The 22,978-nt window shown below is 45.8% G+C and carries 12 protein-coding genes; all 12 read left to right on the forward strand.

The window, feature by feature from the left end:
* Positions 1-15 precede the first annotated feature (15 nt).
* The 12 genes from E0496_RS26195 to E0496_RS26250 all read left to right on the forward strand — a co-directional run bounded on the left by E0496_RS26195 (position 16) and on the right by E0496_RS26250 (position 22,929).
* Entirely contained in the window at positions 16-8,259 is an 8,244-nt protein-coding gene (locus E0496_RS26195) for an immunoglobulin-like domain-containing protein (protein ID WP_141504698.1), read from the forward strand.
* Positions 8,260-8,974: 715 nt separating this feature from the next.
* Positions 8,975-9,586 (forward strand): nitroreductase family protein, encoded by a 612-nt coding sequence (locus E0496_RS26200; RefSeq protein WP_141505042.1) that lies wholly within the window; start codon positions 8,975-8,977, stop codon positions 9,584-9,586.
* Between the two features lie 266 nt (positions 9,587-9,852).
* Positions 9,853-11,403, forward strand: coding sequence for an aminotransferase class III-fold pyridoxal phosphate-dependent enzyme (locus tag E0496_RS26205; protein ID WP_241675005.1), 1,551 nt, complete (start codon positions 9,853-9,855; stop codon positions 11,401-11,403).
* Positions 11,404-11,408: 5 nt separating this feature from the next.
* Positions 11,409-12,215, forward strand: coding sequence for a DeoR/GlpR family DNA-binding transcription regulator (locus E0496_RS26210; protein WP_141504699.1), 807 nt, complete (start codon positions 11,409-11,411; stop codon positions 12,213-12,215).
* 38 nt (positions 12,216-12,253) lie between these two features.
* Positions 12,254-13,390, forward strand: coding sequence for an alanine dehydrogenase (gene ald / locus E0496_RS26215; RefSeq protein WP_141504700.1), 1,137 nt, complete (start codon positions 12,254-12,256; stop codon positions 13,388-13,390).
* A gap of 13 nt (positions 13,391-13,403) precedes the next feature.
* Positions 13,404-14,879: a xylulokinase gene (locus tag E0496_RS26220; RefSeq protein ID WP_206669868.1), complete on the forward strand. Its 1,476-nt coding sequence runs from the start codon at positions 13,404-13,406 to the stop codon at positions 14,877-14,879.
* Positions 14,876-15,949 (forward strand): amidohydrolase family protein, encoded by a 1,074-nt coding sequence (locus E0496_RS26225; protein ID WP_141504702.1) that lies wholly within the window; start codon positions 14,876-14,878, stop codon positions 15,947-15,949. Before E0496_RS26220 ends, E0496_RS26225 begins: the two co-directional genes overlap by 4 nt.
* Positions 15,937-17,328 carry an L-arabinose isomerase family protein gene (locus E0496_RS26230; protein ID WP_141504703.1) on the forward strand — a complete coding sequence of 464 codons (1,392 nt, stop codon included), beginning with the start codon at positions 15,937-15,939 and terminating at the stop codon, positions 17,326-17,328. The genes E0496_RS26225 and E0496_RS26230 overlap by 13 nt, the downstream gene beginning before the upstream one ends.
* Positions 17,329-17,402: 74 nt before the next feature.
* Positions 17,403-18,296: a fumarylacetoacetate hydrolase family protein gene (locus E0496_RS26235; RefSeq protein WP_141504704.1), complete on the forward strand. Its 894-nt coding sequence runs from the start codon at positions 17,403-17,405 to the stop codon at positions 18,294-18,296.
* Between the two features lie 48 nt (positions 18,297-18,344).
* The gene (locus E0496_RS26240) at positions 18,345-19,523 is read left to right on the forward strand and encodes a Gfo/Idh/MocA family protein (RefSeq protein ID WP_141504705.1); all 1,179 of its coding nucleotides are present in this window, start codon (positions 18,345-18,347) and stop codon (positions 19,521-19,523) included.
* Positions 19,524-19,748: 225 nt separating this feature from the next.
* Positions 19,749-21,521: a cache domain-containing sensor histidine kinase gene (locus E0496_RS26245; protein WP_161601581.1), complete on the forward strand. Its 1,773-nt coding sequence runs from the start codon at positions 19,749-19,751 to the stop codon at positions 21,519-21,521.
* Positions 21,514-22,929, forward strand: coding sequence for a response regulator transcription factor (locus E0496_RS26250; protein WP_161601582.1), 1,416 nt, complete (start codon positions 21,514-21,516; stop codon positions 22,927-22,929). The genes E0496_RS26245 and E0496_RS26250 overlap by 8 nt, the downstream gene beginning before the upstream one ends.
* The last annotated feature ends 49 nt before the right edge of the window (positions 22,930-22,978 follow it).

The following is a 22,978-nucleotide window of genomic DNA, read 5'->3' on the forward strand; positions in this document are numbered from 1 at the left end:
GGAGGAAATTTGAGAATGATAAAAAGACGGTTATTAGCATTTTTACTTGTGACGTCAATGCTATTTACTTTGGCTTCTCCGCTTATGACAGTCAGCGCGGCATGGGGAGATGCCGTATCTCTTCTGACCGTAAATGCAGGTACAGATGGTAATACGGCGACAAACGCCGATGCGCCGGACGGGCAGAAAGCGTGGAGTTTAAACACCGGAACCTCTAAGGGCGGTGGCCCATGGGATAACCTCTTCACGCCGAGCGTGGCGCCTCTCAAAGATGTATCCGCTTATAAAGACGGCTACTTCGCTTTCGAGATGTATATTCCAAATGCGAGCTTTAAAAATATGCAAGGAAATAACTGGCTCGTCATCGTAAGCGACAGCAATCCCGCTGCGGATAAGTTTAACGCGGATTCACGCCTTCAACTTGATGTAAGCGGGGTTACAAATGGAGCGGTGGGGACATGGGCAACAGTCTATACGAAATTATCGACGTCAAGCGCCGTAGCTGGGAATTTCAATGACGCCTGGCTAGACCAAGTAACCAGACTGGCCATGCATTTGCAATGGGATACTAATGTCCCTAGCACTGACGTTTTCATTAAAAACCCTCGTTTCCAGAAAAGTGCGTTAGGCGTTCCGGTTTCACCGTCAACGGCTCCCGCACTTGACGCAGCAACAAAAACAGTAACGGCGAACGCACCAGCTAGCGGGCAAGCTGTGGAATTCGCAATTAGCGAAGATGGGATCGCACCCGCAGCCGGCTGGGTGGATGGAAATAAAAACGGTAATGTGTATACTCATCAATTTGCCACATTACCTTCCGCACAGACTTACTATGTATTCGCGCGCTCGAAAGCAGACAGCAGTTACAACTTCATCGGCGCATCTTCAAGAATGACTGTCACGTCTATTGACGAACAAACATTGGTAAATGAGGCGGCGGCGTCTCTGACATGGGATACGATTAAAGGTAGTAATACTTCGAATACCGATGTGAAATCACAACTTAGTCTTCCGACGGCAATAGGCACAACTAACGTAGCATGGTCTTCGGACAATGCGGCAATAAGCAATACCGGAGGCGTAAATCGTTTATTAAATAGAGAAGTAGACAAAACCGTCGTACTCACAGCGATAATAACCAAGGGCAATGCAAGTGCTACGCAAACTTTTACCATGACGGTGAAAGCCGTGCCGGCGGAGGTCAACGCCCGGGCTGCGACGTATTTTCCTAATATAGAAGAGGGGACGAATAACGCTATTGCGCCGGATGGAAATAACGCGGTTAAGTTGGGAGCCGGAAAAATAGGCGCTGGCATTGAACGGCTTTGGGATGCCCGCTTTATTAATGACAGCGGCAATCAGGATTTATCAGCTTATGCGAATCAATATTTTGTTTTTGATATGTATGTTACGCATTCGGACCTTTTAAAGCTCAGTGGAAATAACTGGATCGCCATGGCAAGTGGCGGTAACAATCTTGACACCAATTCGCGTCTTAACCTTAATGTTAACGAAATCAAAAATGGAAAGGTTAATGAATGGATTACGGTTTATGCGCAATTATCAGCAGCCAATTCACCGAATGGTTTCAATCCCGTTCACTTGGATACGGTACAAGCGGGGAGATTGCAAATGCAATGGTCTTCCGTGCCGCAAGGCGACATCTACATCAAGAACCCGCGTTTTCAAAATAACGTGGATTCGCCGAAACCCATTCCCACGGCTGTTGAGACAACGGGCAACGTTACGTTATCCTCAGCAGCGCCTGCGAACGGCCAGGCTGTGCAGTTCGCGATCAACACTACCGGTGACGCTCCGGCAGCCGGCGACTGGACAACGGGTACTCTTAATGCAGGCACGTATACTTCAGCATTTGCAAAACCAACAGGCAGCACCTATTATACATTCGCACGTACAGCTCAAAATACGCAATATCCTTTTGCAGGAACGCATACAAGAGTTAAAGTGGTGCATCTTGATGACAATCAAGCCGTAACGGATGCAGCAAATAAGCTAACATGGGACACGATCAGGAATTCGAACGCTATTCAATCCGAAGTAAGAACCGGGTTGTCTCTTCATGCAACCGGTGCGAACGATACGGCTATTGCATGGACTGCTGAACCGGCAGGAATCATTGATCCCGCAACGGGCAGCGTAACTCGCGACCCTGACGTAGGAAAAGCCGTAACCCTTACAGCAACAATCACCAAAGGGAATGCGGCACCTGCTCATGTCATTTTTAATCTGACAGTAGCCAGTACGAGCAACGAGCTTGCTGAAGTGTTCATTGACTTCAATGATCCTGAATCATTTGATGCCGTTGATGCCATTGGAAGCGGTCTCGGCGACGGTGGAGATCCGGCTGGGCCGTTTCAAGGACTTCAAGGCAACGGCATTGGCATCAGCCTTATCGGAGATGGCGGTACCGCAGTGGATGTAGTCACTCAAAGCGGAGTAGACGCTGTGAAGGTTGGAAACTTTATGTACGTCATTGTAGACGACCTTAAACTTAAGCAAGCAAACAAGGCCGAATTAGCGGTCACATACTGGAGACCGAGCGCAACGGGCGGTATTCCGTTACAGTATAACACCATATATCCCGGCAGTTTCTCTGGATTTGAAGCGTATAGATCAGCAAGCCTTCCGGCGACAGGAAGCGGGAACGCTTGGGTGACTTCAAAGGTTGTGCTTAACGGAGCTAATTTTGCGATAGGAGCACAAAATCAGGGAGCACACTTCCGTATCGGTGCAGCCGGAGCCATCATCCAGAGCATACGGATAACCGAAATTCCTCCAACGGATGAAGAAGCGGTTAAACTTGTATCGGACGCATTGACTTGGGACGCTATCAAGGGCACGAATACCAGACAGGATCTGGTTGAAACCAATTTGACGCTTGCTAAGGCGGGTTCGGCGAATACGAACATTGTGTGGACATCTACCAATAGCACGGTCATAAACAGCAACACCGGCGCAATAGATCGCCAAGGAGTGAATACAGCCGTAACCCTCACGGCGACAGTAAGCAAAGGAACGGTAACACCGGTTGTTAAAACATTTAATATTGTCGTTCGCGGAACAGGTACCGGAACGGACGAGGATGCGGTAAATGATATGCTAAATAAACTGACTTGGAATTTAATTAAAGGCGTGAATGCTTCTGAGACTAACGTCACGACGAACTTAGTTCTTCCGTCCATGGGTGAAAATATGACGGATATTACATGGACGACATCCGCTGCTACCCTCATAACCGCTGCGGGCGCGATTCTGACAAACCGTCCGGACGGCGGCGGTGAGGTAACGCTCACGGCGACGGTAAAAAGAGGCCCGGTAGCCGCTCCTGTAACCATGACTAAAGCATTTGTGCTCACGGTTCCGGATCGATATGATTACGCAAAACATATGAGAACAGCAATTGTTCAGGATCACGATGCAAAAGATTGGGCGATATCGGACTTTAACGTACTCGCTTTCGGTGCGAAAACAGCAGAGATGGCAGAAGCGGAAGGCTTAGTTAATTTCGATAACAGAGAGGCTTTCCAAGCGGCGATTGATGCGGCTTATAATGACGGCGGCGGCGTAGTCTATGTTCCAGCGGGAACCTTTGCGTTCTACACGGAAACTACCGGCACAATAAGCGTTCAAAGCACGACAGGCAGTACAAACTACGAATATAAACAGGTTTTAAATTTACGGGCAGGCGTACAGCTCCGTGGCGAATGGGATAACCCGGATGCAGACGGTTACGACGGTAAAATCGACGGAACCATTCTAGCAGTCTATGCCGGACATAATTCCGCCAATTATGACACGTATGTTGACTCTGACGAGAGAGAAAATCAAACAGGCGGCAAAAAAGTAGCTAACGTATCCGATCGATTCATAGACATGGAACAAGGCACAGGTGTAACGAACCTTTCAGTCTGGTATCCAAATCAAGATATTCATGCTACAACCACGGTTGAAAAGAGGAACGCAGATGGTCAGAAGACAGGGGAATTTGAGGATATCAAAGGAATTCCATATCCATGGACGTTCTATCAGAGAACCGGAAACAGCGTCACGCTTGATAACGTTACTCTTGTAAACGCTTGGGGTGGATTCATCTCCCTGCCAAGTGAAATGCATTACGTTGTGAACAGCAATATGACGGCTCTCTACAAGGGCATCGTGGTTCACACGTGTACAGACATCGGACGTATCGAGAACGTGGACATGAACCCGAAATACTGGGCAAATTCAGGCCTTGACGGCGCACCGTCTCTTACGGACGCGAGAGCGTACACAAGAGCGAACGCTACCGGATTCATGATGCACCGATCAGATTGGGAATATGTCTCGGGATTGAATATTTCCGGGTATAAGACGGGAATGTGGATCGGAAGAGAACCTGGCGGCGACGAAGCTCCAAACGCGCAGTTCTACGGATTGAAAATCGAAGACAGTCAAACGGGTATTTACATTGACAACGTTAACGGATTCGGCCTGCTGCTCTCGAACTCGGAATTCGGAGGCGACACGGCAGTATATTTCAACGAACGTTTCGACACTTCTGTTCAATTCAATGGAGTTGCATTCAAAGGTCCAATCGTAAGCAACGCCAGAGGCGGCGTGATATCCTTTGAGGATAGTACGTTCGACGAATATGACGATTATGCGCTGAACTTCCTGGGCCGAGGCAACGCATTAGTCAGTCAGAGCAACTTCAAACAAGCAGACAAACATGCACATTTGGGAACAAACTTCGGAACATTCAAATCGGTAAATTCCGGTTATAACCTTAACATCGAGAGCGCTAACCTTGCCGCTCACATCGATAACCTTGAACTTGATGTTAAGGCTGACGGCAATAACACCGCGGTACAAATCGTGAATGATGTTGATTATCTATTTGAACCTATTCCGAAAGATGTAAAAACAGATATTGATGTACACCCGAGACCAACATCAAGCGCAGTGCTTAGACTTGACTTCCCGCGCTCGTTAACAGGCAACGCACCGACCGTGGATATTTCTGCAAAGTTGCAGGATGCTCTCAACTATATTAAAGCTAATCACGGCGGCGGCACCATCTATTTACCGGGTGGAAGATATAGGTTGAATAGTCCTGTCATCGTTCCGGAGGGTGTCGAACTTAGAGGAACATGGGACGTACAGCATCATACTCAAGGCGGCGGCACGGCAATCTTTACAGCGTACACCGGCGGGGCTGAGGGAGAAAACGGAAATTCCCTCATACAGCTTAAGGCAAACGCAGGCCTCAGAGGGCTTAACATTACGCAATCAAATATAACCAGCGTCAATCTCGACAACCCCAACCAAACGCTAAAAACTCCGTTTTTGGTACAGGGGCAAGGTGCAGGCGTATATGCAATCAACTTAACGATCCCGATAGGGGATAAAGGCATAGATCTGGCTTCCTATAAAACCGATGGCCACTATGTCGACTATTTAGGCGGCACGCTCCTTAGAGCAGGCATCTGGGTAGGAGGAGGCGCGGAAGGCGGATTTATTAGAAATATGCAATTCAATCCGCATTACGCGTTGAGGCTTCCGGGAGGCCAAGGATATTCGGCACCTACCGGCGATTTGTACGGTTTCGTACAAAGATACATGAGTGCGCTAAAATTCGCGGATGTGGAAGACCAGACGATTTTCAACAATTTCGTTTTCGGCTCGGTATACGGCATACATTTCCTGAAAAGAGACCTGGGGAACGGCGAATTCGCATACCCCGGAAAAATGACGATGATTGGCCACGGTTCGGACGGAACCACGTACGCTCTCTATGTGGAAGACGCGGACGAACATACCAAAATCATCGCGATCAACTCGGAATTGGTTAACACGAACATTACGACGGAGCCAAGCAGAGCGTATGTCAGGATGGGCGATGCAGCTAATACCGCAAAAATCGACCAAGACGCCGAACTTGTTCTGTACAACAGCGCGTTCTGGGGAAGCCCGACCGTAGCGGGAGCGATCGTGAATAACGGTATCGTTCGTTTACAGCAAGCCAACTTCACTCAGCTGCCCGGCAACAATCCGGGTATAGATGTCCAAGGCGGTAAGGCGCATGTATACACTTCCTATTTCCAGCCGTCTAAGAACGGCCAGAATAATAATGTATATGCCATGCTGCGCGAGGGCGGAACATCGGTAGAACTTAGCAACAATTATTACGCATCCGGTTTGAGAAACAGTACCCCACCAGGCAATCCGTACGGCATTTACGGCTCGGATTTATTGGCGGAACCGTTTGTATTTAACCTAACCAAAAACGGAGATAAACAACAATTCACCGTTAAGTATAATGTTGGAGGAAGAGCCTCTGCACCCGGAACATTAACGATTGTTTCCCCGGCTGCCTATGCTAAAGATCTCACTCCCATTAAATTTAACGCGCTTGAGGCAGGCGAATCCGTAACCGTAGATTTACCGTATTATGTTGCAGGCCTGATCACATTCAAGCTTCAACTCGAAGACGGAAAAGCATACACCTATACGGCAAAATTTGACGCAGCTTACGCTGAAAAGGTAAGTTCTGCAGGCGCAGAAAATCCGGCAAAGAGTGCCGCAACTCCGGCATTTGTCATGGACACAAAAGATTATGTCACTTCGGGAACGTGGGATGGTCCTCAAGACCTTAGCGTTGGATCTCATTTCGCATGGGACGACAGCAATTTATACGCGTACATTGTCGTTACAGACGACGTTCACTTCAACAGCCAGACCGGAGGAAATATATGGAGAGAGGATAATTTGCAATTAGGCATTGATATGCGCAATCCTGCAACCGACAGTATCACGCGGAATGAATTGGGATTCGCACTCACCAATGACAAGGAAGTTATCAAATGGGCTTGGACTCGTCCTACAGGCGCCAATGCACCGACTGCTCCGACAACGGATATAGGGGCAAAGATTACAAGAGATGAAGATACGAAAACGACGATTTACGATTTAAAGATTCCGTTTAATACCGTTCATAATAATCCTGCATCGGTGCTTACGAACGGAAGAATCGGAATATCAATCATGCTCAACGAATCTGACAGCTCGCGTGAATCAGACAGCACCAGATCCACCTTTGAAGTTGAAAGCGGACAATTAAAAAATTCAAGCTCATTTACAGACGTTTATCTGTTAGGCGCAGGCAAATACAGTGAAATGCTTGAAGCATCAGCAAGGGCTGCCGTTTCAAAGGCTCTCGCGTCTGGATCGGCTGCTGATATCGCTATGGCTCGCAACTTTGTCACTATTATGGCAGACGGCAAGGTTAAGAAGGATCTTCTTAACCAAATCAAACCTATCGTTCAGGATAGCGAAATCAGCCCAACTGCTGCTGAATTCGATTTGAACCCTAGCAAGCAGCAAGCAGTTGCAATCAAGCTGGAGCTTAAAGGAAATACACTGACGGCCATTAAGAACGGGAGTGTGCTGCTGCAGGCGGGAACCGATTATGTTGTAAATAACGATCAGATCTCGATTACGACGGCTTACTTGACGAAATTGCAAAAAGGGACTGCGCAGCTAACATTTGAGTTTAGCGCAGGCCAGCCACAAGTGCTGACGATTACAGTAGTTGATACAACGCCTGGCGACAACGGGGGTAACAATGGCGGTAACAATGGAGGTAACAATGGAGGCAACAACGGAGGTAACGCTGGCGGAAATAACGGAGGCAACACCGGCGGAAATCAAGAAAATCAGATTGAATTGAAGGATATTGCCGGTCACTGGGCAGAAGCTGCGATTCGTAAAGCAGTGACAAAAGGCTTTGTGGTTGGCTACAAGGATCAAACGTTCAAGCCAAATGCGGCGGTAACACGTGCGGAATTTGCAGTGATGTTATCCCGCGCATTACCTGTACAAGGCGATGGAAAGCAGCATGCCTTTAAGGATGAAGATAACATTGCTCCATGGGCAAAAGAAGCGCTTGAGCAGGCAGTATCAGCAGGGATTTTAAGCGGTTATGCGGATGGGACGCTGCGTCCCAATAGCGGTTTGACGCGTGCCGAGCTTGCGGTTATGATTGCTCGTGCTTTGAAGCTGGAAGATCAAAAGGACAAATCAGCAAACTTTACTGACCATGCTAAACTGCCAGAGTGGGCCATGGGCGCGATTGGCGCAGTAGCTGCAAAAGGGATTATGCAAGGCAAGGAAGCCGGCAAGTTTGACTTCAATGCAGTGGCAACCAGAGCGGAAGTAATTACAATTCTGCTCCGCATTTTGGAGCTGGATGAGAATTAAGAAGACCGTCCAGCAGAATTGTAGCTAGCGGGTAGCAGAGTTTTAATCAGAGAGGATGTCAGCGGCGATTAGCCAAGGCTGGCATCCTTTTTATTTGCCTTTGTATGATTAGGCATTGAAGCACCAATGCATTGACTGTGCGTACTTGTCCCGAACACTTAATCACCGAAATTGGAAAGATAAAGCATCGATTTTATCTTTTTCTCCATCAGACAAGACGGTATACTTAAGATAATTAATGAGAAAACGGCATCGGATATGCGGAGGAGCACTGCCTTGAATAAAATAAATCAATCCTGTAGGGGATCCTGCACGTTAATGAGATACAATCCATTGAATTTGCTGAAAACGGAGAGAGGAATTATGCAAGCTCAGGCGCCTATACTCTCATTATTTGCTTGCATGGTCAAGGATTGCTGCGTTGGGGGCAAGATGCGCGATTCGATTCATTGTCGGGTACGAATTAACATGGTTTGCGATGAGGCAGGGGTCCTACCTCCTTAGGCTCCATCAATATGAAATTAAACTACATCGAAAGATGTAGTTTTTTATGTTTTTTGAGTGTTTTAGCGAGTCGAGGATGCGCTGGAAAGGAGGGCATCTGCTTCAGACCAGCTTTTCAGATGTTTTGTCTAACTTTTATTTTGAAAAAACTTGATAACCATGTTACGATGAGATGAATGTAAATAATTCCAATGCGAAAGGTGTGTTTATGATGAGTCTGGAAGTTGTTCAAACCATTGCAGAAGAAGTGCAGGGAAACCGTACGCCAGAGAATGGAATTAGTCCGTTGTTTCTTAACCGGTGGTCGCCGCGAGCATTCACGAATCAGCCTATAACGGATGAGGATTTAAATGCTATATTGGAGGCGGCTCATTGGGCGCCATCTTCGTACAATGACCAGCCATGGCGGTTTATCGTTGCCAAGACCGAAGAACATCTGGGAGTCTTCCAAGCCTTTCTTGGTGATTTTAATAAATTATGGGCTTCAAGCGCGCCAGTTCTCGTACTTATTGCCTCGGATTCCAAACGCGAGAATGGCGATCCCAATGGCGCTCATGCATTCGATGCGGGCGCCGCTTGGAGCAGCCTTGCCTTGCAAGCCACGCTTAAAGGGATTTCCACACATGCCATTGGTGGATTTGATCGTGAGGTTGCGCGCCGCGTGCTAGAAATTCCTGAGCAGTTCGAGCTGCATGCTGTAATTGCGATTGGATATCGTGGCGATAAAAGCAGCCTGCCTGAGGGCATTGCGGAGCGCGAAGTGCCGAATGGGCGCAAACCGCTCAACCAAGTTGTATTTGAAGGTAAAGTAAGCAAAGAATAACATATTTTATTTGATGGTTATCAATGATGTGAACAATTGAAAATAATAAAAAGATAATCGCCCTCTGCTTTGCCATTCTGGCAAGTTGGAGGGCGATTTTTCGTTTCTGAAGGAAACGTAAGTCACAATCGTTCTGCAGATTCGAACACCTTTCTGAAATATCTATTGCCAAAAGAAATGATAAGAAATATAATACTGTTAAAATGAAAGTTAAACGAAAGTAAAAAGAAAGTTAAAACGAATAAAGGCTTGTAGAGGAAAGTGAGATGAAAAGAATGAAATCAGTGAAAAGCTCATTGTTTCAGCTAATAGGCGAAGACTATATGGAATCAACCTTGGCTGGAGCGGCATTTCTTTCTGATCATAAGGTTTCGGAATTGGAAAAAATCGCTCATGAAGAAATTGAGTTCATGCCTGAGGAATTTGTAAGCAGAATGGATGGATTGTTATCGAAGGTAGGTACAAGAATCATTCCTGAGCTAAATCAATCGAACGCAGGCGCGCCGACAAATGCTTTTAAAGCGGCAGCAAATTTGAAAGCAAGTCCTCTTGGAGGATTGGGCTATCTAAGATTGGGGGAGGATGGGAAGCTTTATCTTGTCACCAAAAGCGAGCATTACCATACGCCCTTGGGTCATAATTTCCCCGGGTACCAACTAATCGATAATGCTAGACGTCTCGGTATTACTAATGCAACACATAACAACACGCGGGGGTATATTACTCGTTTACTGGAAAGGGAGCTTGTTCGAACCGTAAACGGATTAGGTCAAAACGACACCGAAGCGCTGGAGAACATTTTGATTGCTCAGAAGCCCCACGTCCTAAACCGTGTGATCAATTTGGAAACAGGGACGTTAGCCTGTGAAGCTGCAATAAAAATGATGCTTGCGCGGTTTTACAAGCTTGACCTGACTTTCCCGGAACCTGAATTTAAGGATAGAATTCCTGTCTTTTTAGTTATGGCGGACAATGATGGGGGGGCTAAAGCGAACTATCATGGGACGACGGTGATTGCTCAGACTATGCGTGATTTGTGGCCTGGGATGTACGAGAAGATGAGCAGCGCGGGGATTTTGCAAGCTTGTCCGGTAAAGCTTAATGACATCGAGGACTTTAAGGCGAATTTCGAGCACTATAACAAGCCTCCATTTAAGGTGGCGGGCTTCCTGCATGAAATTATTATGATGAATTATGGCGGCATCAGACTTGAACAGCACTATTTAAAAGAAGCATACGAGCTTTGCCATGCTAACGACACTCCGGTAATGTGCGATGAAATTCAATCCTGTATGTGGTATCCCGGTATGTATCTGTTTAGGGAATATGGCTTGAACCCAGATTTCGTAGTCATAGGAAAAGGCTTTCCAGGTGGGCAGTATCCAGCTTCGCGCGTCATTACGACTTCAGAGATGGATACGTTGAACCAGTTTGGCGCACTAGTAACCAATGGCCAGCAAGAATTAGCGGCATTAGCTTATTTGATCACAATGAAATTTGCCGAAGAGAATCGAACGTATATCCGCGATATGGGCCTCTATTACGAAGAAAAGCTCAAAGAGTTGACGCTGCGACACCCCTCGCTTATTGAGAAGGTAGAGGGATTGGGACATCTTTCAACCTTATTCTTTCGCGATGCGGAGAAAGTTACGCAATTTACAAGCATTCTTAATCAGAATTGCATCGATATTAGCGCTCAAACCTATAAAGCGAAATGCCCGCCTGCTGCACTGACAAAACCGCCTATTATCGCTACCAAAATAATGATAGACTTCTTTTTGGATAAGATGGATGATGCTTTAGAAAGCATAAAATAACATGGATGGATGAAGGAGAAATTATGGTAGAACAAAATAGGGATGATATTGACATCGACGAGAGAAGAAAACGGATTTTGGAATTGCTCCATCGGGATGGAAAGGTAAAGGTAGCTGAATTAAGCAAATTCTTCGGCACATCAGAGGTCACTATCCGCAGTGATCTAGATGAGCTAGGTACACAGCAATTGCTGCAGCGCACGCACGGAGGCGCGATCAGCACTTACAAATCTTATTATAATATGAACTTTCAAGAACGTGCCGAAGCCAATAAAGAAGAAAAAAGAAAAATTGCGGTCGAAGCGGCTTCCCAAATTTCTGATGGTGACACCGTCATTCTCGGCTCAGGAACGACACCGCTCTATGTGATGAAAGAATTAAAGAATCACAAAAACTTGATTATTATTACGAATTCCTTGTCAATCGCGCAGGAAGCTGGGTTTAACAGGAATGTAACTGTTGTTATTTTGCTTGGAGGAGATCTTAATTTTGAGTACCAGTTTGTTTCCGGTGATGACGCTATTGCTCAATTGTACAAATATAAGGCCGATAAGCTGATCCTCTCATCCGATGGGATAAGCTCTGAGTTTGGGATTAGCACGTATCATCATCAGGAAGCGGAATTGTACAGACAGATGATAGCTAGAGTGGATAAGACCATTCTAGTAGCGGACTACTCCAAAATCGGCAGGGCTAATTTTTCACTTATTGCCGGTATCGATAAAATCGATTGCCTCATTACGAATGAAAATGCCAACAAGGAAGAAATCGAGGCATATAAAGAAGTGGGCATAGAGGTGCGGTTGGTTTAATGGTTGGTTTAATCATTCTATAGAAGCTGGTGATGACGGTGAAAATTGGATTGGTAAAGGAAATTAAAAACAACGAGAATCGGGTGGCGCTTACACCGGGCGGGGTAAAAGAATTAATAGGCCAAGGGCATCAAATATTTGTAGAGAAGAATGCGGGCCTAGGCAGCGGATTTGACGATGCACAGTATTTGGATGCTGGAGGAATGGTGCTAGAGGATAAGCGTGAGCTATTCAACAAGTCAGATATGATTGTTAAGGTGAAGGAGCCTATAGCATCGGAGTATGAGCTTTTCAAACCCGGGCAAGCGCTTTTTGCCTACTTGCATTTATCCGCGGAACTTTCCTTGAGCAAAATGTTGATTGAAAAAAAGATTTCAGGCATAGCGTTTGAAACGGTGCAGCTCGGTAATGGGCAGTTGCCTCTGCTTGCTCCAATGAGCGAGGTTGCCGGCAGAATGTCGGTTCAGATCGGCGCCACAATGCTTCAAAAATACAATGGCGGCATGGGGATTTTATTAGGCGGGGTTCCGGGGGTAAGCAGCGCAGAAGTCGTGATCGTCGGCGGCGGGGTTGTGGGTACGAATGCCGCTAAGATGGCCATTGGGCTCGGTGCCAAGGTCACCATTCTGGACGTGGATAAAAATAGGCTTGTTTATCTCGATGATATTTTCAGAGGGCAAATTACGACTCTCATATGCAATGAATACAACGTAGCTCAAGCCGTTAAGCAAGCGGATTTGCTCATCGGTGCGGTTCTCATTCCTGGGGCGAAAGCGCCTAAAATCGTGAAGGAAGACATGGTAAAGACGATGAAAAAAGGATCCGTCATCGTAGATGTAGCGATTGACCAGGGCGGATCGATCGAGACGATTGATCGGGTTACGACACATGACGATCCGTATTATGAGAAATACGGGGTGGTCCATTACTCGGTCGCCAACATGCCAGGGGCCGTTCCGAGGACATCTACCTTTGCGCTTGAAGCAGCCATGCTGCCATATCTTGTGAAGCTTGCGAACAAAGGGATAGAGCAAGCATTGACAGAGTATACAGATTTGCGACTTGGCTTAAATACTTACGACGGCGCGGTGACTTGCAAACCAGTGGCTATAAGCCTTGGAGTTGACTATACTGACCCAATGGCGTGTATCGGTATGAAAAGCGCTTCCGTTTGAGAGGGGTTTGATGATGTCGAGCGAGGATAAAAGGGTGTATCAGGAATGCCTAATAGGAATGGATATCGGTACATCTGCCGTAAAAGGGGTACTGATCTCTGCAAGTGGATCCGTCGTTTCAAGAGAGCGGATCGAAACTCAAACGCAAGTGTTCAAGGATGGACGTATCGAGTTTGACGCTGATCTATTGTTCCGTTTGACTAGCGATGTCATTCGTAGGCTGGTCAAAGCATTGCCCGAGGGGGCATGCGTTACCGGACTAAGCATAGCGTCGGCCAGCGGAAATACTATGCTTGTAAATGCTCAAGGGAAGCCTATGCTTCCGGCGTTCAGTTGGATGGACGAACGCGTAACGAATGAAATGGAATCGACGTTCGGGGATATGGAAGCAAGCGAGGTTCACGACTTAATCGGTTGGCCGCTGCTAAAAACTTTTCCGCTTGCTCACCTATCCTGGTTGAACATACACGAGCCGGACCTGTTGAGAAGCGCGGCAAAAGTTTGTATGAGCACAGATTATTTGAACTACAAGTTAACGGGCGCATGGGCAATGGACAGCTCCACGGCCAGCACCTTCTATCTTCAGGATCAGAAAGCGATGGAGTGGCATCTTCCTTTTTTACGGAAATTAGAAATTCCCGAGGAGAAGCTGCCGCGTTTGTTAGCTCCGGGATCGGTTCTGGGCTTTATTACGGCGGAAGCTGCTGTGGAGACTGGGCTTCCGCTTGGAATGCCTGTGACCGTTGGTTCTTTCGACCACCCGAGTGCCGCAAGAGGGGCGGGGGTACTGGATGAAGGACAACTTCTCCTATCCTGCGGCACCTCATGGGTAGGCTTTACGCCAATAAAGGATCGGCAAAGCGCGATTGATCTTAAGCTGTTGGTCGATCCCTTCCTTCAGCCCAATGGACCGTGGGGCGCGATGTTTTCACTTCCTGCAATCGCCACTTTGGTGGATAAATACATCTGCGATTATATTTCCGGCGCTCCAGACAGATACCTTACGTTTAATGAGCTTGCCAGCGCAGCTAATCCTGGTGCGAGCGGACTTCGCATAAACCCCATGTGGAGAGGAGAGCTCGGCGGTTGGGATAAGTTCGCGAAGACAGATATCGCAAGAGCGCTAATGGAAGGAACGGCATATCTGTTAAAAATGCATATCGACCAATTGGATGCGGCCGGAATATGTTTTCAATCCGTAACGATGGTTGGCGGGCCTTCAGAGACGCTCCCGTGGCCGCAAATCGTAGCGGATGTTCTCGGAAAAGAAGTAAGCGTTATCAATGGGGCCTGCGCGGGGGCTGCAGGGGCAGCCATTATGGCAGGTATCGGAGCGGGGCTATATTCGGATGAAAGAGGAGCATTCCTAGAGGCAGATTTCCAAAAGCTTGTTAGGAAGCCGGATGTAGCAGCGCATGAGGTTTATAAACGAGAATATCGGAAGTTTACCAGCGAATTGATTACGAAAAATGGGGGTTTGTCGCAATGAGTTTATTTCAGATGAAGGAAGTTGACAAAGTCTATTATGATACCAAGCTTAAAGAGTTTTTGCCCGACAAAATCATTGATATCCATACACATGTCTGGCTTGACAGCATTCGTATCCAAACCGCAAAAGCGCCCGTGAGAGCGGTTACTTGGCCGTCCTTGGTTGCTGGACAAAACCCGATCGAGGATCTATACGAGACTTATCGGCTAATGTTTCCAGGCAAGCAGGTTACTCCGCTCATCTTCTCGCAAGTGAGTTTGAACTACGATATTGAAGCCGGCAATGAATATATCAGGGAGTGCGCTGAGAAGCACAGCCTTCCTTCCCTGATGGTCACAAAGCCTGGAATGAGCGCCTCGGACTTTGAAGATGGGATTGATAGGGGCGGATTTCTGGGCTGCAAAGTGTATTTGAATTTTGCCGATTCCTATATCCCCGAGAAAGAAATAAGAGTTTTCGATTTCTTGCCTCATCATCACTTGGAGATTTTGAACAAGCGCGGTTGGGCCGCGATGCTGCATATCCCGCGAGACGGCAGATTGAAAGACCCCGTTAATCTCGCGCAATTATTGGAGATTGAAAGAAAATATCCGTCAGTCAAGCTGATTGTCGCCCATGTCGGCAGAGCATACTGCCCTGAGGATATTGGGGACGCATTCGAAGTTCTTGCTGAGACGAAAAATATGGTATTCGATATTAGTGCCAATACGAACGATTATGTATTCCAACAGTTGATTAAAGCGGTAGGTCCCAAACGCATTCTTTTCGGAAGCGATCTGCCTATTCTACGAATGAGAACTAGACGAATCTGCCAAGACGGAAACTATGTAAATTTAGTTCCAAAGGGATTATACGGGGATGTATCTGACGACAAACATATGCGCGAGGTGGAGAACGAGGAGGCGGAATCGCTAACGTTCTTCATGTATGAAGAAATCGATGCGTTTAGGTTGGCCGCGCAAGCGGAGGGTTTAAAGAAGGAGGACATTGAAGACGTATTTTACAATAATGCTTACGCAATGATCAATAGTATCGATAAGAAGAGGGAGAATATCGGATGGAGAAACTAAAAATCGGATTGTTGCCCTTGTACATTAAATTATACGACGATCACTGGCCGGAGATTAGAGAAAGAGCAGATTCTTTCCATCATACGATTGCAAGCGAGCTTCAAAGGAAAGGGATGGACGTGGTTTCCGTTCGGCTATGCCGAATTAAGGCGGAATTCGAGGAGGCTATTCAGATCTTCGAGGAAGAAGGGGTTGATGCTGTCGTAACCTTACATCTGGCCTATTCTCCTTCTCTTGAATCTGCAAGCCTCTTAGCGGCTACAGAGCTTCCGATCGTAATCCTTGATACGACTCCGACATATGATTTGAGTCCGCTGCAACTGCCGGATGAAATTATGTATAATCACGGCATACACGGCGTGCAAGACCTGTGCAATCTCTTGCTGCGCAGCGGGAAGGAGTTTCAGATCGAAGCTGGGCATTGGTCCCAGTCCAATGTGCTGGATCGGGTAATGGATGGCGTGAAAGCCGCAAAAATGACAAAACGAATGAAGACAGCGAGAGTGGGAAGACTGGGACGCCAATTCGATGGCATGGGAGATTTCCAAGTGCCGACGGATATTCTGCAATCTACCATTGGCATGGAGACTTTCGAATTTGAGCTTACCGATGGCAAAACGAGGTTTGAAGCGGTAACAGACGTACAGATTGAAGAAGAGATGAGAATGGACCAAGAGCGATTTAAGTCAACTAGCTTAGACCCAGGGATTTACAAGCAATCGACGGAAGCATGTTTAATGGTAAGAAGTTTAGTGGAGAAACACCAATTAACGGCGTTTACGATAAATTTTATGGAGATAACGAAGCAGTCGGGTCTTCCCTGCATGCCGTTCATGGAAGCAAGCAAAGCGATGGAAAAGGGGATAGGTTATGCAGGAGAAGGCGATGTCCTTACCGCTGCTTTAGTGGGTGCGCTGCTTTCCGTATATCCGGATACCTCATTTGCAGAGATGTTTTGTCCAGACTGGCAAAACAACCGCATCTTAGTCAGCCACATGGGGGAGATGAATATACGCATCGCGGCAGAGAAGATGACGCTTCAAGAAAAGGCATTTCCTTTTACTGACGCGGGAAATCCTGTCGTCGCTTATGGTAGATTCCGTGGCGGCAAAGCCGTCTATGTCAGTTTGGCACCGGGGAAGGACAACACCTATTCCATGATTTTATCGCCTGTGGAGATGTTAGAGGTGCTAGGCGAGGATCGGATGCCCGAGGCGATTCGCGGCTGGTTCGAGCCTAATATGCCGGTATCTGATTTCTTGGCCTCATTCAGCAAACATGGCGGTACTCACCATGGCGTTATCGTGTATGGCGATGTTGGGAACGTATTGGAACGATTTGGCGAGAACATGGGCTGGAAAGTCGTTAACATCGGATAGCCCGGAGGGAATACTAAGCGGTAGCCAGTGATCCTTGCATAATGAAATGACTAAATGAACGAAGGAGTAAAACGATGAAACTACTTACTTTCAAAACGGGACAACAATATAAGCTTGGCATTCGGACGGACAAAGGGGTTTTGGACGTTGCATCGGCTGCGAAGCAATTCGGTGCACAAGTACCGTCATCGATTCATGAGGTGATCGAGCAAGGAACGCCGGCGATCAACGCGCTGCAAGCCTTGGAGGAGCAAGCTTTATCTGCGAACTTGTCATCTTGTTGGTTGAACGAAGCCGACCTTCAGCTAGGGCCTTGTGTCACAAATCCAGGGAAAATCATTTGCGTAGGTTTGAACTATCGCAAGCATGCAGAGGAAACGAATTTGCCGGTACCCGAATATCCGATCCTATTCAATAAATTTAACAATACCTTATCAGGGAACAAGGAGGATGTTTTCCTTCCTAGAGCTTCCCAAAAAGTCGACTATGAAGCCGAATTGGTCATTGTTATCGGGAAAAAAGCGAAATATGTACTTAAAGAAGAAGCACTGAATTATGTGTTCGGATATTGCAACGTAAACGATTTGTCTGCTCGCGATTTGCAGTTGCGGACGCCGCAATGGTTGCTTGGCAAGACTTGTGATGGATTTTCACCGCTCGGGCCTTATTTAGTTACAGCCGACGAGGTGGGGAATCCAAATGATTTAACGATCAAGTCGATCGTTAATGGCGAGGTGCGCCAGGAGTCTAATACGAGTGACATGATCTTTTACTGCGACGAAATTGTCAGCTACATTTCGCAGCATTTTACCCTATCGCCAGGAGATATCATTCTTACCGGAACGCCAGAAGGCGTCGTGATGGGCTATCCGCCAGAGCGGCAAATTTATTTGAAGGACGGAGACGTCGTAACGATTGAAATTGAGAAGCTCGGAGCATTAACCAATCGTCTCGTGGCAGAGCAATAATCACTTTATCAAGCGATTTCATATTACAAATCTTGAGGAGGGGTTTAGGTGAGCAAAGTGGTTCGGCTTGCGGTTGTTGGCGGGCAAAGAGGGGCAGCATTCGGTAATGCGCTTAGCAGCTTGTTAGGGAAGGCGGAATTGACGGCGGTATGCGATTTAAATTCGGACGTGTTGAAGGGGTGGAAAGAGAGGTTTCCGGGTATAACCACCTACACAAGCTACGAGAGATTGTTAGAAAGCTCCGAGGTCGATGCAGTATTCCTTGCAACACCGATGTTGATTCATGCAAGACAGGCCGTGCTTGCGCTTAAAGCGGGAAAACATGTGCTAAGTGAAGTAATCGGTTCGCATACCATAGAAGAAAGTTGGGAGTTAATTGAAGCGGTCAAGGAAACAGGCCTGACTTATATGATGGCGGAAAATTACTGTTATACCCGTGAAAATATGATGGTCCAGCATATGGCCGGCGCTGGGGCTTTTGGGGAAATTACGTATGCGGAGTGCGGTTACATTCACGATATAAGAGAGCTAATGCATGGCAGCGACAGCAGCTTGACCTGGCGGGGAGACTACATTCGAGATTTTAATGGTAGTACCTATCCGACCCATTCACTCGGGCCGATCGCAAAGTGGCTCGGGATTAATAAGGAGGGTGGTGACGCGTTTGAAGAGCTCATTACCGTTAACTCCAAAAGTCGGTCATCCTCCAAATATTTTTTGGAGCATTTCGGCCCAGAACACTCAGGCTCGCAAGTTGGTTATTGGAATCAAGGGGACAGCTCTAGTACTCTTATTCGCACCAAGAATGGCGTCCTGATCTCACTTCGCGTCGATATACAGTCAGCCCGTCCGCACAACATGAACCACTACGGACTGCAAGGCACGGAAGGCTCCTATTTAGCGCCACGGTTTGGTGGGGAAGACCCACTTGTATGGTTAGAGAAGGATCAAATGGCTGGGCAACATCCAGAATGGAAATCTTTATGGGCCTACGAGCAGCAGTGGGAACATCCTAACTGGAAGCAATGGTCGGAACAAGCCCTTAATACGGGTCATGGTGGAGGAGATTTCTTCGTTATGCATGAGTTTGTCACTGCTATTCTGGAGAACAGAAAGCCAGCGATAGACGTGTATGATGCGGTGACATGGAGCTCGGTATTCCCGCTATCTATACAATCCGTTGCTAGCGGCTTGCCAGTGAAGTTTATTGATTTTTTTAAGGGGTAACAGGAAAAGGACGGTTTCTTAAGATGCTTTATGAATCTTAAAATCTATTATTTTACAAAAACAAAAGTGTTGGTATAGGAATAAGCTTCCTACATCAACACTTTTCACTTTGACCATGATTTTTTTATCTTATTATAAGATTGCCTCCATTTCGTGGGGATGATATATTGGGGGAAATTGGTGAGACTCAGGTTACAATTCCCATTAGATCAGGGAGGGAGTTCGATGGATTATTTGAAGAGAAGGCCTATCAAGCTGCAATTTTTAATGATATTTATTGTTTTCGTAGCGGTTGTCGCAGTAGTCATGCTCTTAACTTATTCTCAATCTAAGAAAATGATTTATGAAAGAAATGAAGAGTACTCGATTGAACTTTTGGATAAAATCACACAATATATCCAATCTCAAATCGAGAATATTGACGGATTGCTCATTAATACCTCTTACAATATGGATGTTCATCAGTATTTGAAAACCACTGATCTAATCGATAAGATTGAATTATTTAAAAAGGTCGACTCCCAAATAACCACCATTAGTCAGCTTGAAAACGGAATCGTCGATATGACCATCATAGGTGAAAATGGCAATAATGTGAATTTCATGTCAGATAAAAACAAAAGAAAGACGGTAATGGATACCATCGCGGAAATGAAAAATAGTCCGGATTTACGATTGAAGCCCTATTATGCAGGATTAAAAGAGTTGATAGATAACGGTGTGGGCCATCAATATTTTATTATCGGTTCCCGAATTAACAACATCTATCCATTGGAAACGCTAGGTTATTTTATTGTCATATTAGACTTGAACGCACTGTTTCCGAAATTTAACACCATGCTTGAGAATGGCTTTGGAAACTTCTATGTGCTGGATCGCAGTGGAACGGTTTCTTCAAGCAACGATATGGGGATGATCGGGAAAAAACTGGATACCGCCGCGATTAAGGACAACAAAAAATACATTATTCAAAGCACGGAGTTGCCTGATCTTCAAGGGAGAATAGTGAACATCTACTCGAAACAAAATTTATTCAGGGGACTGGAAAAAATTAAGGTCATGTATTGGTGGATTATGATCATTTTTATCCCCTTCATGTGTTTACTTCTTTGGGTAATCAGCCGTAATGTACTTGAGCCGATCAAGTCTTTCATGCGGTTTATTCAGATTCAAAAGGTCAAAAATATTTATCATAGTCAAAAGAGAATAGAGTTAATAGGATATAACGAGATTATGGTAATGGCTGAGAGGTTCAACAGCATGCTGGACGAAATTGATCATTTGACCAATGAAGTCATTTCATCGGAAACTAGAATTATGAAATTAGGATTATTGAAGAAGGAAGCGGAGCTCGCTTTTTTAAAGCTGCAAGTCAATCCTCATTTTTTGTACAATATGCTCGAATCGCTTAGAGGAATGGCAAACGAAGCGGGGGCGACGGACATACGGGATATGATTGCAGCGCTGGGCAAGATGCTTCGTTATAGCATTAAAGGCCAGGATGTGGTTAAACTCGGTGAAGAGCTGGATATCGCAAAGTCCTATTTAAAGCTGCAGCATTTCAGGTTCGATGATCGATTTGAGATCCATATTGAGTTTCCAGAGGAGTTATTAAGAAATAAAATTATTAAGATGATCCTTCAGCCTATTTTGGAAAATGCGATCACTCACGGACTCGAGAACAGAATGGTAAAGGGGAATTTGTGGCTCGGAGGGCAGATGACAGTAGAAGGTGATATCGTCATATGGATTAAGGATGATGGGCTTGGAATGACAAGTGAAAAATTGAGCTCTATCCAAGCGGAATTGGCTGCGGGCGAGCACTTTCTTGAGCGGATCAACAATCACGATAATGAACATCTCGGAATTGTAAACGTTCACAACCGTATAAGAACTGCTTATGGCGCCCCTTATGGTTTAAGGATTTTCAGTGAAGAGGACAACGGTACAGAGGTTGAGCTATTGCTGCCGCAGAGGGGAGATGAAGCTAATGCTTAAAGTGCTTCTGATAGATGACGAGAAATGGATCGTGAAAAGCTTGAAGTCAATCGTTGACTGGAACTCACTTGGATATGAGATTATAGCTGAAGCATTCAATGGAATAGAAGGATATGAGAAAATAAAGCAACTTTCCCCTGATCTGGTGTTTACCGATATTCGTATGCCTGGAATAGATGGTTTGGAATTAATAAGGAAAAGCAATGAATTGAACAGAGAGATTAGCTTTATTGTAACGTCGGGGTATAAGGAGTTTGAATATGCTAGAAAGGCGATTCAATATGGAGCATTATCCTATTGTCTAAAGCCATTTGATGAAGCAGAAATTATAGAGGTATTGGACCAATTTAGCAAGAAGCAGCAAAGGCATAGAGCTGTCCTTCAGATGGAATTGTTGAATATGTTACAGGAGAGCGAAGGATATTCAAACCAGCTGCTTCTAGAAACAATGAGCAAAATAGGCTTTGATTGGGATGAGAGAATCGGTGCTGCGGCTGTCGTTGTTGTGGGTACTGCTGAGCTTGAAATTTCAGTTGATGTTCCCTATATTTCATTGCAAATAGGCAGAAGTATGAAAGCCTATATCTTTCGAGGCGACTATATTACAGTACTGTCAGATTCGTTTTCTCAAGATCTTCCAGAAGGGGTTTCAGGCATTGGAATTGGCAACTGTGTGTATGATCCTACGAACCTCATCAACTCGATCGGAGATGCCAGTGTCGCAGCAAATTGTTTCTTCATCACTGGAAATAAGGGAATTTGGAATGCTCGTTTCCCAAGCGGCAATTTGGATGAGATCAAGGAGATTCTATGGCAGTTGAATCAGACTCGGAATTTGGGTCTTGTTAACGAACTGACCGAAAAAATAGTATCTTTAATTGCGGAAGGATCGTTTACGATAAGAAACGCAGTTTCTCTGTATAATATGGTTTTATTCCATGTTTATAATCTGGAAGAAGAGCAATTATTGTCCTACCAGCAATTATCGAATAGATTCAGTCATGTGAACGAGATGATCGTTTATCTAAAGTCTCTGCTATTGAACCATTACAATCGTTCCTTCGCGTCAAGCCCCAAAATTCTTCCTCCTACTACCTTTGGCAAAATCGTGGCTTATATAGACGAGCATTTCAAAGAAGATCTATCTCTGCAAATGATATCTGAAAAGATGTTGTTGAATCCGAGTTATGTTAGTCAATTATTTCGCAAAGAAGCATCCGAAACCTTCCTGCAGTATCTGACCAAGAAAAGAATAGCGAATGCTTGTAGATTATTAAACGAAACGAGTTTTTCCATTCAAGAAATATCGGAAAACTCGGGTTATTTGGATTACTTTCATTTTGCCAAAACATTCAAAAAATGCATGGGCCTAACCGCCTCGCAGTATCGGGAAGCGCATCGTAAATAAGCGAGTAAAATATAGACATAAGGGCACTAATGTATAAACATATGAAAGA

Source organism: Paenibacillus luteus (genome assembly GCF_006542765.1).
GTDB classification, from domain to species: domain Bacteria; phylum Bacillota; class Bacilli; order Paenibacillales; family Paenibacillaceae; genus Pristimantibacillus; species Pristimantibacillus luteus.